An 18060-nucleotide genomic window follows, 5' to 3' on the forward strand; every position below is an offset into this window, starting at 1 on the left:
CTCTACGACAACCTGGTGGGGCGGCTGCTGCCGGTGGTGGAGGGGGTGCCCATGGGGCTTGCCCAGGCGGACAACCTGCTCGCCCACCCGGACAGGGCACGGCGCGCCAGTGCCTGGCACGCCATCCAGGGCGCCTGGGAGGCGGAGCAGGAGACGGTGGCCGCCATTCTCAACGCCATCAACGGCTGGCGCAACGAGCTCGGCCGCCAGCGCGGCAAGGGGCGCAGGCTGGATGCCCTCGAGGTCACCTGCCATCAGGAGCACATCACGGGCGCGACCCTGGAGACCCTGATGGCGGCGGCCGGGGAGCACAGGGAACTCGGGCGCCGCGCCTTGCGGGCCATGGCCTGTGCCCAGCAGATCACCGACTTCGCCCCCTGGGATCTCTTTGCCCCGGCGCCCCAGGCCGTGCACGGCAAGTTCGGCTTCGAGCAGGCGCTGAATCTGGTGATGGAGGCCTTTGCCGCCTTCGACCCCGAGATGGGGGCGTTTGTCCGCATGATGGCCGACAAGGGGTGGATCGATGCGGCCCCGAGCGAGCACAGGCGAAGCGGCGCCTATTGCACCGAGTATGCCGATCCGCCCGAGCCAAGGGTCTTCCTCACCTTCGAGGGGACCATGGACAACGTCATCACCCTGGCCCATGAGCTCGGCCACGCCTGGCACAGCTGGTTGCTGCGGGATCTTCCCTTCGAGCAGCGGGGCTACCCCAAGACGCTGGCGGAGACCGCCTCCCTCTTTGCCGAGATCCTGGTGCGCGATGCCCTGCTGGCCGCCACCGACAAGGTGGAGCAGCGCCGGGCCATCGCCTGGCTGGACGGGGAGCGGGCCGCGAGCCTGCTGCTCGACATCCCCGCCCGCTTTGCCTTCGAGCACGCCCTGGTGACGGCGCGGGAGGCGGGTTACGTGGGGGCGAGCCAGATGCGGGAGATGATGAAATCGGCGCAGCAGCAGTGCTATGGTGACGCCCTCAGCCAGTATGACGAGCTGTTCTGGGCCAGCAAGGGCCACTTCTCCATCGCCGAGTCCGGGTTCTACAACTACCCCTATCTGTTTGGCTATCTCTTCAGCCTGGGGCTCTATGCCCAGCATGCGCGGGCCGGGGGCGAGTTTGTGCCCGCTTATCGCGCCCTGCTGCGAGATACCGGCCGCATGAGCGCCGAGGCCCTGGTGGAGAAGCACCTGGGGGTCGACATCCGCGAACCCGGGTTCTGGCAGGAGAGCCTGCGCTATGTGGAAGAGGCGGTGGTGCGCCTCGAGCGGCTGGTGTGATGCCTGCCCGCGAAGGTGGTGGCTCTGGCCACCTGGATTTCACGACGGGCCAGGCCCGTCCCTGACGATGAGCGTTCGATGCAACAACGAGTCTATCCACAGCAGTGGCAAAATGATCACATCTACCCCTCCCTCGACAGCTGTGTCCTCGAGGCGGATATGAGCCTGGCCCGCGCCAGCCTGGCCGAGCTGAGCGGTTTTATCGAGGGACTGGCCCAGGTTCCGCGCACCCCAGGCGCCTTGCAGGACTTCCTCAGGGAGGTACGCCTGCGGGCCCGGCGCATTCGCGACATCGGCTGGAACATCGCCGTGCTGGCCGCCTGCAAGGGGAGCCAGGACGCCCGGGATCCCCTCGCCAAGCAGGTTGCCTCCCGGGCCCGTGCCCTCAATGCGGATCTGTTCAAGACGCTTGCCCCCATCGAAGATCTGATGCTGGGGCTGCCTGCGCCTGAGTTTGAACAGCTGATGGCCGACCCCCTGCTCGGGGAGGAGGGGTACCGGCTGCGCCACGAGCGCCGCCTGCAGGATCAGCGGCTGCCGGTGGAGGCGGAGCAGCTGGTCATCGGCCTTGGCACCGACGGCCTGCACGCCTGGGGCAACCTCTACAACGATCTGGTGGGCAAGATAAGGCTGGTGATCGCGGGTCGCGAGATGGGGCTGGCGGAGGCGAGCAACCTGCTCTCCAACCCGGATCGGGCCCTGCGCAAAGAGGCCTTCGATGCCATCAGCGCGGGCTGGGAAGGGGAGCAGGAGACGGTGGCGGCCATCCTCAACGCCCTCAACGGCTGGCGCCTGGAGCTCTCGCGCCAGCGCGGCAAACACCGGCGCCTCGATGCCCTGGATCTCTCCTGCCACCAGAGCCACATCGAGCGGGCGACCCTGGATACCCTGATGGCGGAGACCTGGCAGGCCCGCCATCTGGGCCAGCGGGCCCTGGGGCTGATGGCCGGTCACCTCGGCCTCGAGGTGCTGGGGCCGGAGGATCTCTTTGCGCCGCCCCCTGCCGCCAGCCGCCGGGAGATCCCCTTCGAGGAGGCGGTCGACATCATCGCCCAGGCCTTCGCGCGCTTTGACCCCGAGATGGGGGACTTTGCCCGCATGATGGCCGAGCGCGGCTGGATTGATGCCGCCCCCACCCCCAACCGGCGCACCGGGGCCTATTGCACCAAGTTTGCCGAGCCGGTGGAGCCGCGGGTCTTCATCACCTATGCGGGCACCATGGACAACGTCATCACGCTGGCCCACGAGCTCGGTCACGCCTGGCACAACTGGCTCATCCGCGACTTGCCCATGAGCCAGCGCAGCTACCCCATGACCCTCGCGGAGACCGCCTCCATCTTCGCCGAGACCCTGGTGCGCAGCGCCCTCTACGAGCAGGCCCGAAGCGCCGAGGAGCGTCTGGCCATCGCCTGGGCGGATGCCGACGGCGCCGCCACCTTCCTGGTCAACATCCCGGCCCGCTTCGACTTCGAGCGGGCCCTGGTGGCCGAGCGCGAGCAGGGCTATGTGTCGTCGGCCCGGCTCAAGGGGCTCACCGACGAGGCCTGGGGGCGCTGGTACGAGCAGAGCCTTGACCGCTATCACCCCTTGTTCTGGGCCGCCAAAGCGCACTTCTCCATCGCGGGCTTCGGTTTTTACAACTACCCCTACCTCTTTGGCTATCTGTTCAGCCTCGGGGTCTATCAGCAGCTGATGAGCCGCCAGGCCGCAGGGGAGGCGGGGGTGGCGAAGGCCTACCGCGCTCTGCTGCGAGACACAGGTCGCATGAGCGCCGAAGAACTGGTCGAACGGCATTTGGGGCAGGACATTCGCGAACCCGCCTTCTGGCAGGGGAGCCTGGCCCTGGTGGAAGCGGCGGTGGCGCGCTTCGCCCAGTGCGGCAGTTAACCTCGCCAGACCCGGTTTGCGCCATGTCCCGCCGGGGCATGGCGCTGCCACAGCGGCACCGGCGCGCGGTTCGGTGGCCCGAAGGGGCGTGATCCAAAGCAAGAAAGTGGGATGTTTTGGTGGCGCAAGGCCCTGTCGCTGGGGTAGTTTCGATAGAACCGACACAGTTTTTGAGGTCTTGTCCATGATCATCTATCTGCATGGCTTTGATGCCACCAGCCCCGGCAATCATGAAAAAGTGCTGCAGTTGCAGTTTATCGATGATGATGTGCGTTTCGTGCACTACAGCACGGTTCACCCCCGCCACGACATGAGCCACCTGCTCAAGGAAGTGAAGAAGCAGCTCGACATGAGCACCGATCCCAAACCCCTCATCTGCGGCGTGGGCCTGGGTGGCTACTGGAGCGAGCGGATCGGGTTTCTGTGCGGCATCAAGCAGGTGGTCTTCAACCCCAATCTGCACCCGGAAGAGAACATGCAGGGCAAGATCGACAGGCCGGAGGAGTACGAGGACATCGGCACCAAGTGTGTAACCGAATTTCGTAATAAAAATTCAGGAAACTGCCTGTGCATCCTTTCCGTTCAGGATGAAATCCGCGATAATCGGGACACTGAACGTGAATTGAAGAACTATTACGACATCGTATGGGATGAGCGCGAGACCCATAAGTTCAAGAACATCTCGCACCATCTGCAACGGATGAAGGCCTTCAAAGAAGCCTGAGCCATCACGTCAACCGATTTCGTTTTAGGGAGCCAATGGCTCCCTTTCGTTTTGAGGAACCAAGGAAAATCATCATGATGAATATTGTCGTTGTAGGCGGTGGCGCCGGTGGTCTCGAGCTTGCGACCAGCCTGGGCCGCAAGCTGGGCAAGAAGAACAAGGCCAGGATCACCCTGGTGGATCGCAATCGCACCCACCTGTGGAAACCCCTGCTGCACGAAGTGGCCACCGGCTCCATGGATGCGGGCATCGACGCCCTGAGCTACCAGTCCCACGCCAAGAACCACGGCTTTGAATTCCAGCTCGGCAGCCTGACCGACATCAAGCGCGACGAGAAACGCATCGTGCTGGCGCCGATCCACGACGAGAGCGGCGCCCTGGTGGTCAACGAGCGGGAAGTGGCTTACGACATCCTGGTGATGGCCATCGGCTCCGTCTCCAACGACTTCAACACCAAGGGCATCAAGGATCACTGCATCTTCCTGGACAGCCCCTCCCAGGCGCACCGCTTCTACAACAGCATGATGAACCGCTTCCTGCAGTTCGCCACCGAATACCAGCCCGGTGACAAGGTGAAGATCGCCATCGTCGGCGGCGGCGCCACCGGCGTCGAACTCTCCGCCGAGCTCTACAACGCGGTGGAGCAGCTCTACGCCTACGGCTTCAAGAACCTCACCACCGACAGCCTCAAGGTGACCCTGGTGGAAGCGGGCCCCCGTATCCTGCCGGCCCTGCCGGAGCGCATCAGCGGCTCCGCCCATCAGGAGCTGGTGAAACTGGGCGTGGACGTGCGTACCGCCACCATGATCACCGAGGCGACCAGCGATGGTCTGCACACCAAGGATGGGGAGCTGATTGAAGCAGACCTCATGGTGTGGGCCGCGGGCATCAAGGCGCCGGACTTCATGAAGGAGATCGCGGGCCTGGAAACCAACCGCATCAACCAGCTGGTGGTCCACGAGACCCTGCAGACCACCCGGGACGAGAACATCTTCGTCATCGGCGACTGCGCCGCCTGCCCGCAGCCGGACGGCAAGTTCGTGCCGCCCCGCGCCCAGTCCGCCCACCAGATGGCGACCCAGGCGTTCAAGAACATCCTGGCCAAGATGAACGGCGGCGAGATGAAGCCCTACCGTTACCACGATCACGGCTCCCTGGTCTCCTTGAGCCGCTTCTCCACCGTGGGCAGCCTGATGGGCAACCTGATGCGCGGCTCCATGATGGTAGAAGGCTACATCGCGCGCCTGGTCTACATCTCCCTCTACCGGATGCACCAGGTCGCCCTGCACGGCTACATCAAGACCGGCCTCATCATGCTGGTGGGCCGCATCAACCGGGTGCTGCGCCCGAGCATGAAGCTGCACTGAGTGCATGGCGGCTGCCGCTGCGAACATCAAAAAGGAGAGGCTTGCCTCTCCTTTTTTTATGGCCGACGCAGGGTGACGCTAGAAACGTCTGCCGTAGTTGAGGGCGAAGAAGTAGAGGGCCGGTGCAGCTGCCGTCGTGTCTGCATCATCAAGGCCCCGCTTTCATCGTGGCCCGGAAGCCCTCTCCCCAGCACCGGTGCCCAAGGTCGCTTTGCGGCGGTAAGTGGCACGACACAGGCCGTATGGGAACCTGGCGGGCGCTGTGCTTGAAGCCCCTGGCCACGCCGGGCTTATGCTTTGGCCAACACCTTGCTACCATGACGGCAACGGTGCTTCGCGCACTCAGCCCAACTCACAGGAGACCTCATGATCCTCTCAACCACCCCCACCCTGGAAGGCAAGACCATTCGCGAGTACCGTGGCATCGTCGTGGGCGAAGCCATCCTCGGCGCCAACATCTTCAAGGATCTGTTCGCCGGCATCCGCGACATCATCGGCGGTCGCTCCGGCGCCTACGAAAAAGAGCTGGCCCGGGCCCGGGAGATCGCCTTCGAGGAGCTCAAGGAGCGTGCCCAGGCGCTGGGGGCCAACGCCGTGGTGGGCATCGACATCGACTACGAGGTGGTGGGCCAGAACGGCAGCATGCTGATGGTCAGCATCAGCGGCACCGCCGTGGTGATCTAGCCCGCCAGCGTCCGGCCCTGCATGGCCAAACGCCCCGTCACAAGCCGACCCCGAGGTCGGCTTTTTGTTGGGTGTGACGCGCAAAGGTGGTACCCCCACACGAAAAAGCAAAAATACACCCTCACACTATTGATATCTCGAAAAGGGGTGTACAGATCTAGTTATCACCTGTTACCGACACTCCGCCTCGGTTGCATGTCTCAAAAATAGCCGTTCACCATCTGCATGCATATATTCAAGATGCAAGTCACGGCACCCAACGATTAGAGCCATTAACGCTCGTCCATCAGATCGATTTGCTGCAAGCGCTTTCCACTCTGCTGTATCTAGGAGTGAAGGGATTGGATAGTCTTCAGGATGAGTATGCCACTCGCCAATATAGCGAATCGTCCCGCCACTTTCGAGCCAACAGCGTTTTGCAAACGAATCATGGTGATAGACCTGTCGTTCGAATAGGAAGCGGAAACGTCGATCCCTGAATGTTGGCTCTGATGCCTTGATTATTTCAAGGTGTGGGCCTCGGACATGGCCTAGCAAGATGCCGCCTGCCTCTCTTGCATCCCCGCGCTCTTGGATGTGGCGTGAGAAAACCTCGATCGGCTGTGGCCCGATATGAACAAGTTGGCCAGAGGTCGCAACAGCCCAGGTTTTTACGAACGGCATGCAGGGCACCCTTTAAGCACTGGCGGGCAGCAATCTTCACCGGCAGCAATATGCTCCCGGCTAATTACACGTGTAGACAAAGCAGGCCAAGGCGTTTCATTGGCCCAGGCTAAGGTAGCATCAATGGCAAGACTGGCTGCTTGCACAGATACTGAGGCCGGAAATGGAACGAATAATCCCTCACATCCATGACCTGAGAATACTGGTGCAAACCCTCCTTGAACGGAAAGATAATTACCGTGTTGTGTATGCCCACTAAGGCATCGATAACAACATTCTCCTTCCTTTTTTCGCATCAAAGTCCGAACTGCGACTCCCGCACCTTCAATCCAAGCATGCAGCATAGGCATCAACTTTCCGTACTTAGCTGACAACCAGTGCCCTATTGCTTCTTCTCCTGTAGCATCAATCAGTAAGTCATAATCAGCAAGGTTGGTCTCTCTAACATCCACAGGATGAGCGATAGTGTTAGCAGATGGCATGATGAGCTTGAATTCATCACATAAGGCCACGGCTTTGTTCTGGAATAAACGATTAAAGCCCAATCGGTGGCGTCCCAAGTTGTTAGGCAGGAGTATCTCACTGTCAACCAGCGTCAATTTTCCCCCTATGGTGCCAGCGCCTGATTTGATCAGCATTTCGGCTAAGTATCCGCCAATTGTTCCACACCCCACCAGGGCTATTTTTTTTCCAGCTAAAGATCGAGTGTCTGGGACATTCCGTTGTGCGAGGTATCGATCATCTATTTTCGCTATCATAAGACGCTTGATAGGCCGATCATAAATTCGCTCGCGAGATAGTCGAGTAATGGCCGACTCTTTATGCTCCTGTAGGTCTGTGACTAAAAAACCGTAGGGCATACTTGGTGATTCGATGATAATAAGTTGCGCATCGTAGCCAGAGCGATAAGCTTTAATAATGTGCTTTTTTATTTTTCTGCAACATGTTCTGTCAAGCATTTGTTGCCAATGCAAAATATCAGAGAGAGTTTCTGGTGGCCATACTTGCAATGACGGTCTGGGTTTTACTTTCGTTACGATCATCGCGACTGTAGCGCTTCGTTTTTTAATTTGGCCACCAAGGCTTTGGATTTTTCCTGCACTACGATTAACATCATCGGTTAGGAACATCACCCCCTTTCGTTGAAGCCCAAGTAGTTGTAATGCTCCGGAGTCTTGACGCTGGACGTCACTTAAACACCATTGATCACTTATCCAGTAAGCGAAAAACTCTTCCTCGAGATCTTCAAGCATTTCTTTAGCCATGATCCGATCGAGGACATAAGCTGCGCGATCAAGTGACAAGAGTGTGAACCCTATGGGATCAAAGATATCGACCACCTCTGTACTTGCTGCAACGTAGCAAAAATGCCCCCCTGCTGTGACATGAGGGGCAATTGGCTGAAGTTGTGAGGGTATTTTTAGCAATCTAACTTGTGGGTGAGTTTGATGGGTGCGATCAATCAGCACTTCACATTCAACAGGTCCAAAGCGGGTATTTAAGGAACCAGTGAGAGTCAGCCAACCAGAAACTGGCTGCTTGTCACTGTAGAAAAAGCCTTTCGCTTGGAGCAGCGAGATCAGTTCAGGGAATACGCCCATGTACACTCAGCCTGCCTTGGTGCGTTGTATCTTTTCAGATGGACCACGTTCCGGAAGATATGACGCTATAGCCGCAGGAAGTTCTTCATTACTGACCTTCATACGATCAGGCTCATTGGGGAAACGTTTTCCCAGTGTTGCTGTCATACACTTACACGCGTGGATACTCTCCATGCTATTGATGGCTTCTTCTAGCTGCTCAGCAAAAATTGTGAAGCGCTCAACTGCGTCTTGGATCTCTTCGCGGCTGAGGGCTCCGGTCAAGTATTTAGTTGAATCGACAGGATTGAGCACACCTTCTTGCAACGCTTTAGGAATACCTTTCACCACTTCTAGGAGAGCAATATCATCTCGACGATCGAACTGTTTGAACAGAGGGCAAGAAGCTGCCATGAGTAGGATTGAACTCGGCCCTCGAGTAGGCCATTGAAAATCGCGAAAGGCTTTTATATAACGGACTACTCGGCGGAGTTGTTCGCCCTTGTCGCTTACTTGTTGTACGAACCAAGATTTCATAGCCCGCGGGTCAGATTCTATCCAACCTTCTGTTTTATGGGCTAAAAGAATTTTATCTGAAGGTAACGCTGACCAGTTATCATTTGACGCATCCATGGCTACGTCCTTCAAACTTTCGCATCCCCGACTCTCCATCATAGCTTTCAGAAGTACGAACTGAGCATCAGGAATTGCGTAAAGAGGCAAATCAATATGGGCAGCATCTGAGATAACTGCTCGCACACAGGTATCCTTTTGGCTAATTTTCCACCCCTGTTTATCTGCCAATGGCTCAAGAACTTCGACCACGGCTTCAAAGAAGGTCTCGATAGCCAAGCTAGGCCGCTCTTCTTCTTGGATTGTGGTCATTGGCAGGTAGACACCATCGTCGATGTCTGACTGCTGTGGTGGGGTTATACATGGGCGGTTCAGGGTTTTGTAAGCTCGGGATCCTTGGATGAAGAAACGTGGTTCCCTCATATTTCCCTGAAACCCTTTTTCTTTAAGCACGCTAGGCAACTGAGCTTTCAGAGTGTCACGGATAAGCTTTCGCGCAGAGTCGATACTCTCGTATTCGGAAGTAGTGAGGTCAAGCTCGTTCAGGAAGCAACGTTCTTGGGTGGTGGTGTACAACAGCGAACTGAAATTTGGCATAGAGATTCCCGATCATTTTTGGGGTGTTGTATCTATGGTTTTATGCATCACACCGATGCAACCTAGAGGCCTTCGCCAACTACTATCTGAACGAACTGACAGGCTGACTCTTCCTACATGGAGCAGCACACGGGATAATATTGCCACGGCACAACATGTAGTGCAATGGTGATGTGGTACATCTATATATGGTGTCTTGGCAGCGTTAGCCCTTATGCTTCGGTAACCGAGTAAAGGTCACTTTACCTGCGGTATTCAAACCCTCTGTCCACTTACGGTCAGTAAAGTAGGTTCCAACCATTGTCAGTTCACCTTGGTTATCTGTGATGTAAAGTCTTGCCGCGCCATTGTGAAGGTTCGTGTCAGTTGCCTTTGGGATGAGAGTAAAATTCTCGTAGATATAGTTGAGCTGTGTTGTTCCCAAGTGTGGGCTTCGCTGAACAGATATGTGTACAGTACGTGATTCTGAATAGGCGTCATCTGATACAAAAGTCATGTGCACACTGAAGAAGCGAGAAATTATCTTTACCTTACCGTAGGTGATATGCAAGTCAGCATCTTTATCACCACCACCGTTGGCAAGCCGACTCCAATTCGAGTGCGAAGTGACTTGCCACTCGCCGTCGATTGGAGGAAACCAGTTACGTATTCCTGGTATCTTGCAAATCCATGGAAATATGCATGTCTGCCCTAGCAAGTAGGTGATTACCCCAACAATCGCAGCAGCCTTGCATGCCTCTTTGAACATTTTGGAGGCTCCATCGAACAACGCTGTCGGCGCCATTCCAAGATCTAAGAATTCAGTAATGTTTCCTAAGTGCAACAAGATGAACACCAGAACACATGAGATACCGAACCACTTAAGAGTCCCCGTCAACCCGATAACCTGATACATGTCTGCCTCTGCATAGCTGAACTGAATCGCCGCTAGTTCCCTAGGCACCTCAATATTTTGAAATGAGGTCACTATTGGATGTGTTGTAACTCGTCAATCATATCCCTAAACATTCAAAGTCGAAGAGGTCAAACAAGTCACTGAGTCCGAGATTAGGGGATCGTATCTAGCCATAAGGTGCTTGCTTGGTACAAGCCGCAAGGAATGCCTGCGGAACAGCAGTTCAAAGAACCAATACTCTTAGCATTCTTAGTCTAAGTGGGTGAGCTTGTTGTCAAAATGCTACAAAAGGGATTCCTCTACCTCTCGAATAACTGTTACACCATAAAATTTATGGTGCACATTTTCAGAGATTTTCGAGAGAATACTAGTCCATGTGTATTTTAGATATTGTTCTCTCTGTAGTCGGCACCATCAAAGGCTTTGAGAGTTTTGAGACGTTTTTCGAGTGCGTGGGTAGTCTGGGCGCAAGTGAGTGTGGCTCAAGGCCTGAACGTATCGAACGCTCCGATGATTCTGGGCTGGCCGGGAATGAGGGAGAAAATGGCCCGGCCCGGAGAAGGTGCGGGAACATGGGGGGGCACAGGGCCTGAAGGTCGGCAAAGTTGTTCAATTTTGCTATTCGATAATGAGTTATCGTTTGATATATCTAAACAAAAAATGACCTGTCAGGGGTCGTAGAGCCCAGGTCGGGACGAACATGGCGAGGTGCAGGCGGCACTGTACTCGCATCCCGCCCATAAAAAGAGGTCGCCCGGGCGACCTCTTTGTCGTCTGCTACTTCGCTGCGGATCAGGGCAGGGCATCGGGCCGGAAGGTGTTGCAAGGATCTGTGTCCCTCGTGTCTCAATCGATCAGGGCAATGCATTGGGCCGGAAGCTGGCGCGGATCTGCGGCACCAGGGGGGAGGGGTCAAAGCCTTTCTCCTCCCCAAGCACAGGGTGGAGCAGGGGCTTGTCCTCGATGGGGGTGAAGTCCCCCGCCAGCAGTTGCCTTGTGGCCTGGCCCATCTGGTAGAGCTGGCGCACCGGGTCGAACTGGCGGGCGAGATCCAGCCCGTCCCCGGCCCGGGTGAAGGCCATCATGGGGATCTGGTAGCTGGCATCCCGTGGCGGTTTGGCGCCGTGGATACCCTTGCCCGCCGACATCAAGAAGGGCTGGTGGTCCCCGAAGGCCACCACCAGGTAGCGCTTGCCGGAGCTGTCCAGGGTCTTGAGCAGCCGCTCCAGGGAGGCCATGGCATCCACCACCCCGGTGTAGTAGGTGTTGAGCAACTGGGTATCCGCCGGGCTCTGATCCGGGCAGGCGCCGCTGCGCTGCTGGGCCCGGTAGCGATCCCCGTCGAAGGGGCCGTGCCCCTGCATGGTGACCGCGTAGGCGAACAGGGGCTGATCGTCCTGGTTGCTGCGTTTGAGCAGGTGATCGATGAGGGCATCGTCGGAGATGTAGAGCCCCTTGTGCTCGAGGGCGGTGAAGCGGGTATCGAACCAGCGCTCCTGGTAGCCGAGGGCCGGGATCGCCTTGGCACGGCCCCAGAACTTCTCCACATAGGGGTGGGCGAACAGGGTCTGGTAGCCGCTTTGGGCTGCGCTGCGCGCAAGGCCGGGCACCTTGTCCGAGAGGTAGTAGTAGGGCACCACCCCCTGTTTGAGCAGGCCCACCGGCAGGCCGGTGTTCATCTCGAACTCCGCCAGCACCGTCATGCCGCCCGTGGTGGGGGAGTGGATGGTCTTGCGCCATTGGGCCACGCTGGCGGGCAGGCTCAAGGTGGGGGCGGGGGCGCAGAGACGGCCCTGCCAGTCAAGCCAGAGTGACTCGTATTGCAGCACGATCACCAGCTCGAAGCGGGGAGCCCTGGGCTGGGCGGGCAGGCTCAGCTCCGGGGTGCGCTCGTTGATCTGCAAGGGGTAGCGAAACACGTTGCCGCTTTGCAGCATCTCGTCCACCAGGTTGAACAGGTAGAGGCCGGGGCCGGCGCGGATGATGTCCCTGTGGTAGTTCACCGCCCTGTCCACGTAGCGGATGTTGGCCCCAAGCAGCTTGTTGCCGGTCTGGGTGGCGAACACGCAGAGGGCGAAGAAGGCGGCGGTGGCGGCGGCGGTGCGCAGCAAGCCCCGCAGGATCCAGCGGGAGAGGGCGAAGCGCCACACCAGAAAGAGGAGCCCCAGCACGACGAGCACCGGCACCACAGGGTGCTGATCGAGCAGGATGTGCAGCAGGGCCAGCAGGTTGCCCAGATCGTCCCCCCCCAGCGGCACCCCGTAGATGGCGATCTTCATGAAGTTGGCGAGCAGCCCGATGCCTGAGAGGGCGGTGAAGAGCAGCCCCATATAGAGACTGAAGCCCGCGAGGGCGCAGAGGCTCCAGCCCAGCACCATGCTGCCCCAGGCGAGGTAGTAGTGCTCGGGCCGAAAGCCCGACCAGAACAGGAATTCCCCCAGCTTGAACACCACGAAGCCGTGCAGCAGCACGAAGGTGAGGTTGCCGAGCAGCAGGCTGCCTGCCACCCGGGCGCGGTAGCTTCGGCGCAGCCGCGGCAGCAGGGCCTTGAGCACGGCGGCGCTCACCAGCAGCACCAGCAGCAGGCTGGTCATCAGGTAGAGGAGGTTGAAACCGCGCTCCGGCAGGGTCTGGAGGATCTGGCTGTATTCGGCGCTCTCCGGCCTGTCTGCCAGCAGCAGCCCGATGCGCAGCTGGTAGCGGCTGTCCAGGGCGTCGTCGGGAGCGCGCAGGGCGCTGTTGAGGCTCAGGGTGCAGCGCTCCTTGCGGCACTTCTGGCGCTTGTCCACCGCCTGGCTCAGCTGATCGATGCGCACCCCTTTGTCGTTGAGCAGCTCCACCCGCACCTTGTCCCCCTCCTGCAGGGGTTTGAGCAGTTGCCACTGGCTGCGCACCACCAGATAGAAGCCCCGGTTGTCACTTTTGTAGAGCAGGCTGTAGCGATTGAGGGTCGCGATGGGCTGATCCGCCGGGCCCAGAATGAGGGGGGCGGCACGCCCGAGCCAGCTGCCGGGGTTGAGCAGCGGCAGGGCGAGGGTCAGCAGCAGCAGGGCGGTCAGCAGACCCAGCAACAGCCCGGCCAGGGGCTGGGAGGCGGGGCGGTGGCCGGTGACGGGGGCATTCATAAGGGCTCATCCTTGGAGCGGTCATGGCAGCGACGACTGCCTCTATTTTGACCCGATGGTGCGTGGCTTGTTCCTTGATGTCAATTTAATGACAACAAGATGAATATTCCGTGATGAGCACTGTGAAGCAATTTGTGATCCCGATCCGCCAGGGGCACTCATTCTGTGATGAAAGCGTCATCATGAGCCTTTGCCGCTGGTCTGGGAGGGGGGCGCTGTTTAGTCTCTCAGTAACGGTTGGAGGTACATGTATGAATCCCAAAGTTGCGGCGCGTCAGGCCAGATTGCTCCAGATGCTGGAGAGCAAAGAAGAGATCCGGATCGGGCGGGAGCGGGACTGCCCCCTGCCGCTGCCCCAGCTCGTCCGGCTGACCGAGGATCACCCGGACGTCGTCAAGGTCTACGGTCACGGGCTCACCGCCGAGGTGTTCCATCTCAAGGTGGAGGGGCACCACTGGTGCCTGAAACGCTGCCGCCAGGACTCTCTGGTGGCCAATGTGGACGGCAAGACCGCCTTTCTCACCGAGCTGGAGCGGCGTCGGGAGATAGAGAGCCTGCGGGAGCTGCATCCCACCATCCTCTCCAACGTGGTCTGCACCAGTTTCGGCTCCGCCCGGGCCGGGGTGCTGGTCTCCCCCTGGCTGCGGGGGGAGCCGGTGCGCACGCTCTGCGAGCGCAACCTGGCGCAGATGCTGGCGGTGGAGGCGGAGCTGGCCCGCTGGGGCTGGTTTGACTGGGATCCGAGCCCGGGCAACCTGCTGGATGACGGCCAGCATATCTCGGTGTTCGATTTTGGCTACATGTGGCCCTTCGATCCCCTGCACGAGTTCAACTCCAACGGCCTCACCGATCCCGACTTCCACGTGCCTGAGCGGCTGGAAACCCGCACCCTTTCCGGGCTCTGGCTGGACGAGGCGGATCCCTTACCGCTGTTTCGCCGCTGGCGCGAGCTCTGCCTCGCCTGGGCCAGGGGAGAGCTGCAATACCTGTCGCGGGAGGGGGCGAGCGCCCCCGTGCTGGCGCGGATGCAGGGACTGGTGGGGGAGTGGAGTGCGGCGCTGGCAAGCGACGAGGCGCTGGCGGCCAACTGGTGGCGCGACATGTACCGCAGCCATCGGCTCGACATCCTGGACGACCTCAGCGGCAAGAGCTGCGGCCCGCTCACCCTGCGCCGCCTCGACTGGCTGGAGCAGGCGGTACGGGAGCACTTCCCGGCCCTGGTGGACAATCTGGCCCCTGACGAAGCGGGGCTCGGTCAGGCCGGGTTGCTGCAACGGCTGGGAGGGCTGCGCGAGCAGATCCGGGCCAATCTGCTGCCCACCCGGGCCACCCTGGTCACCAGCTGATGGTGGAAGAAGAGTGACAAGAGGGGCGCCGCGGCGCCCCTCTTTGCTGAGTGGGGAAGGCCGCCCCGGGTGATGGGGCGGAGGAGGCTCGTTGTGTGCCAGCGCCGGGGCGACTCAGTCGAGCAGTTCCCGGTGCAGGCAGTTGACGATGTGGCCCGCCTCGTCCTCTTTGACCAGGAAGCAGAGGTTGTGGGCGCTGGCGCCGTAGCAGATCATCCGGATGTTGTGCTCGCGGATGGCGTCGAACACCTGGCTGCCCACCCCGGCCGCCTCGCTCATGCGGTTGCCGATGAGCGCCACAAGGGCGAAGCCGGTCTCCACTTCCACCTTGCACAGCTGGCCGAGCTCCGCCAGCACCTTGTCGTTCAGGATGGGTTCGCCGTTGCTCTGGCTGCCGGTGTGATCCAGGGTCAGGGAGACGCTCACCTCGGAGGTGGTGATGAGATCCACCGAGATGCGGTGACGGGCCAGGATGCCGAACACCTCGGCCAGGAAGCCGTAGGCGTGGAACATGTTGAGGCTGTGCAGGGTCACCAGCACCTGCTGGCGGCGCAGGGCCACGGCCCGGAACAGCGGGTTGCTGCGGGTGGTGGCGCGGATCCAGGTACCACCGGCGGCGGGATCCCTGGCGGAGCCCACGAACACCGGGATGTCCTGGCGCAGCGCGGGTTGCAGGGTGGCCGGGTGCAGCACCTTGGCGCCGAAGGTGGCCATCTCCGCCGCCTCCACGAAGCTGATTTCGGGGATGGGGCGGGCGCGGGTAACCAGGCGGGGATCCGTGGTGTAGATGCCGGGCACGTCGGTCCAGATCTCGATGCTGCCTGCGTCCAGGGCCTCGGCCAGGAGGGCCGCGCTGTAGTCGGAGCCGCCACGGCCGAGGGTGGTGGTGCGGCCATCGCCGTCGGCACCGATGAAGCCCTGGGTGATGACCAGGCTGTCACCCAGCAACGGGCCCACCGCCTGCTGGCAGAGGGCGCGGGTTGCCGCGAGATCCACGGTGGCCTTGCCAAAGCGGCTGTCGGTGCGCAGCAGTTGGCGCGCATCCTGCCACTGGGCCTTGACCCCGCGCTGGTGCAGGAGTTCGGTAAAGAGACGGGTGGACATCAGCTCGCCACAGGCGATGAGGCGATCGGCGAGTTCGGCGTCGGTGTGCTGACTGGCCTGGCGGGCCATGGTGCGAATGTCGCCGAGCTGGGCATGGATGAGGGCGCTCACGTCGCTCGGGTTGCCAAGGGCGGCCAGAATGGCCAGCTGGATGTCGGCAAGCCTGGCAAGCTGGGCATCCTGTCCGGCTTCGTCCAGTTCACCTTGAGCCAGGCTCACCAGCAGGTTGGTGACGCCGGCGCTGGCGCTCAGCACCACCACCCGGGTCGCCGGATTGGCCAGCACCACGTCGGCGCAGTGGTTCATGGCCGCGGCATTGGCGACGCTGGTTCCGCCAAACTTGGCGACATTGATCGGGTTCATTGCATACTCCTGTCTCAAGGTGAAAATCCGGTTTCATCGGGCAAATAGAGAGGAGGAGGCAAAAAATGGCAGGAAAACGCGAGGATCCCGGCCAGAAGCACTCCACCTGCAGAGCCCATCCCGTACCCGCCCCAAGGTGGGGCGCGGTGTGGGATGACCACTACCGATGACAACCCGGGGGATTCAGCCCCCGCAGCCGACGTGGCGGTGTCCAGTCACTCGCCTCGTCTCGGCGCTGCTCCCCCTGACCCAAGTTCACCGGACACTGGTGTCCTCCCTTGGGCTGCCTGGGCAGCGCTCCTCTTCTGGTGCCACCTGTGACAGGTGGCGTGCATGTACAAATACCTTGGTCTGGATTGCACTGTCAATCGAGTTCGTAAAAAAGAACAAAATTGACGGTAACCAGGCACAAGATCAATCAGTTACGAAATGGTCTTGGACAAAACCTTGGAGCGACGCTGCCAGTTGTAGAAGCGCTGGCGCTCCACCGGCAGATCTTCGACTTCCAGGGGATCGAAGCCCCGCTCCCGGAACCAGTGGATGGAGCGGGTGGTGAGCACGAACAGGCGACGGATGCCGAGCCGCTTGGCCCGCTCGGCCACCTTGGCGATCAGGGTGTCTCCTCGGTTGGAGTTGCGATACTCCGGGTGGATGGCGACGCAGGCCATCTCGGCCATGGCTTCTTCCATGAAGCAGTAGAGCGCCGCGCAGCCGATGATGAGGCCGTCCCGCTCGATGATGGTGAACTTGTCTATCTCCATCTCCAGCTGCTCCCGGGAGCGGCGCACCAGGATCCCTTCCTCCTCCAGCGGACGGATGAGATCCAGGATGCCGCCGATGTCCTCAATGGTGGCGGCCCTCGCCCGCTCGGCGCTTTCGCGCACGATCTGGGTACCCAGCCCCTCGCGGCTGAACAGCTCCTGCAGCATGGCGCCGTCGTCCTGATAGCTCACCAGGTGGGAGCGGGGCACGCCACCCCGGCAGGAGGCGATGGCCGCGCGCAGGTAGCGGGCGGTGCCTGACATCTCTTCCCCCGCTTGCTCCAGCGCCACCAGCAGCTCTTCGGCCTGCTCGGGGAAGAGCTCGGAGATGGCTTCCCCGTGCCTGTCCATGACCCCCTGGGTGCTGCTGAAGCAGATGAGCTTGTCGGCTTTGAGATCCACCGCCACCCGGCGGGCCACCTCTTCCGAGCTCAGGTTGAAGCTCTCGCCGGTGACCGAGCAGCCGATGGGGGAGATGAGCACCAGGCCGTGCTGATCCAGCTGGCGGGTGATCCCCTCCACATCGATGCGACGCACCCGGCCGCTGTGGCAGAAGTCGATGCCGTCATCCACACCCAGCGGCTGGGCGGTGACGAAGTTGCCGCTCACCACGCTGATGCGGGCCCCCTGCATGGGGGTGTTGGCGAGGCCCATGGAGAGCTGGGCGGTGATGTCGTATTGCAGACCGCCGCACACCTGCTTGATGATGGCGAAACTGGCATCGTCGGTGACCCGGATCCGCTTGTGATACTGGGCCTGGATGCCGGCACGGGCCAGGGCCTCGTCATTTTGCGGACGCGAACCAAATACCAGTACCAGGCGGATCCCCAAGGTCTGCAGCAGGGCGATGTCGCTGACGATGTTGGCGAAATTGGGGTGACAAATGGCTTCCCCGCCGATCATCAGGACGAAGGTGGCACCCCGGTGCACATTGACATAGGGGGTGGATTGCCGAAAGGCATGGACCAGGCTGGGTTCGCGTTCACGCACGTGTTTCATTCCATAAAAAAGCAGCAATTCGCCCAATATATGAAAATAAATTCACAAATCAAGACTAAATATCGGCTTGGTGTTTTTTTGTCGCCATTTTGACCAGTGCGGGTGGGGAGGGGAAGACGC

Annotated in this window: 13 protein-coding genes and 1 riboswitch; of the genes, 6 read left to right on the plus strand and 7 right to left on the minus strand. The window is 60.2% G+C overall.

The genetic code is table 11. From position 1 onward, the window contains the following. The 5 genes from BN1120_RS05205 to BN1120_RS05225 form a co-directional block, all read left to right on the plus strand. The coding region (locus BN1120_RS05205) for a M3 family metallopeptidase (RefSeq protein WP_042015038.1) at window positions 1-1272 on the plus strand (1272 nt) is incomplete at its 5' end. Between the two features lie 78 nt (window positions 1273-1350). After that, window positions 1351-3159 carry a M3 family oligoendopeptidase gene (locus tag BN1120_RS05210; RefSeq protein ID WP_042015039.1) on the plus strand — a complete coding sequence of 603 codons (1809 nt, stop codon included), beginning with the start codon at window positions 1351-1353 and terminating at the stop codon, window positions 3157-3159. Between the two features lie 184 nt (window positions 3160-3343). Beyond that, window positions 3344-3883: an alpha/beta hydrolase YcfP gene (gene ycfP, locus BN1120_RS05215; protein WP_005331594.1), complete on the plus strand. Its 540-nt coding sequence runs from the start codon at window positions 3344-3346 to the stop codon at window positions 3881-3883. A 74-nt stretch (window positions 3884-3957) separates the two neighbouring features. Continuing rightward, window positions 3958-5250: an NAD(P)/FAD-dependent oxidoreductase gene (locus tag BN1120_RS05220; protein ID WP_042015040.1), complete on the plus strand. Its 1293-nt coding sequence runs from the start codon at window positions 3958-3960 to the stop codon at window positions 5248-5250. A 366-nt stretch (window positions 5251-5616) separates the two neighbouring features. Then, window positions 5617-5934, plus strand: a complete 318-nt coding sequence (locus BN1120_RS05225; RefSeq protein WP_010674360.1) for a heavy metal-binding domain-containing protein — start codon at window positions 5617-5619, stop codon at window positions 5932-5934. Window positions 5935-6105: 171 nt separating this feature from the next. Here the strand turns inward: BN1120_RS05225 and BN1120_RS21945 are convergent, their stop codons facing one another. The 5 genes from BN1120_RS21945 to BN1120_RS05240 form a co-directional block, all read right to left on the minus strand. Continuing rightward, entirely contained in the window at window positions 6106-6597 is a 492-nt protein-coding gene (locus tag BN1120_RS21945; protein WP_080767898.1) for a Mov34/MPN/PAD-1 family protein, read from the minus strand. Beyond that, window positions 6585-8198, minus strand: coding sequence for a ThiF family adenylyltransferase (locus BN1120_RS20630; protein ID WP_080767899.1), 1614 nt, complete (start codon window positions 8196-8198; stop codon window positions 6585-6587). Before BN1120_RS20630 ends, BN1120_RS21945 begins: the two co-directional genes overlap by 13 nt. A gap of 6 nt (window positions 8199-8204) precedes the next feature. Beyond that, window positions 8205-9347 (minus strand): CBASS cGAMP synthase, encoded by a 1143-nt coding sequence (locus BN1120_RS05230; protein WP_042015042.1) that lies wholly within the window; start codon window positions 9345-9347, stop codon window positions 8205-8207. Between the two features lie 205 nt (window positions 9348-9552). After that, window positions 9553-10242, minus strand: coding sequence for a Cap15 family cyclic dinucleotide receptor domain-containing protein (locus BN1120_RS05235; protein ID WP_042015045.1), 690 nt, complete (start codon window positions 10240-10242; stop codon window positions 9553-9555). Between the two features lie 854 nt (window positions 10243-11096). Beyond that, window positions 11097-13367, minus strand: coding sequence for an LTA synthase family protein (locus tag BN1120_RS05240; RefSeq protein ID WP_042015043.1), 2271 nt, complete (start codon window positions 13365-13367; stop codon window positions 11097-11099). Between the two features lie 251 nt (window positions 13368-13618). On the opposite strand from BN1120_RS05240, the gene BN1120_RS05245 reads away from it, so the two are divergent. Continuing rightward, window positions 13619-14713 (plus strand): protein kinase family protein, encoded by a 1095-nt coding sequence (locus BN1120_RS05245; protein ID WP_010674362.1) that lies wholly within the window; start codon window positions 13619-13621, stop codon window positions 14711-14713. Between the two features lie 114 nt (window positions 14714-14827). Here the strand turns inward: BN1120_RS05245 and lysC are convergent, their stop codons facing one another. Next, window positions 14828-16180 carry a lysine-sensitive aspartokinase 3 gene (lysC, locus tag BN1120_RS05250; RefSeq protein ID WP_041215403.1) on the minus strand — a complete coding sequence of 451 codons (1353 nt, stop codon included), beginning with the start codon at window positions 16178-16180 and terminating at the stop codon, window positions 14828-14830. Between the two features lie 87 nt (window positions 16181-16267). After that, window positions 16268-16493: riboswitch (Lysine riboswitch) on the minus strand. A gap of 109 nt (window positions 16494-16602) precedes the next feature. Continuing rightward, a complete protein-coding gene (gene argA / locus BN1120_RS05255; protein ID WP_041215931.1) occupies window positions 16603-17931 on the minus strand; it encodes an amino-acid N-acetyltransferase in 1329 nt (442 codons plus the stop codon). Window positions 17932-18060 lie beyond the last annotated feature (129 nt).

The sequence above is a fragment of the Aeromonas caviae genome (assembly GCF_000819785.1).
Lineage (GTDB): Bacteria > Pseudomonadota > Gammaproteobacteria > Enterobacterales > Aeromonadaceae > Aeromonas > Aeromonas caviae.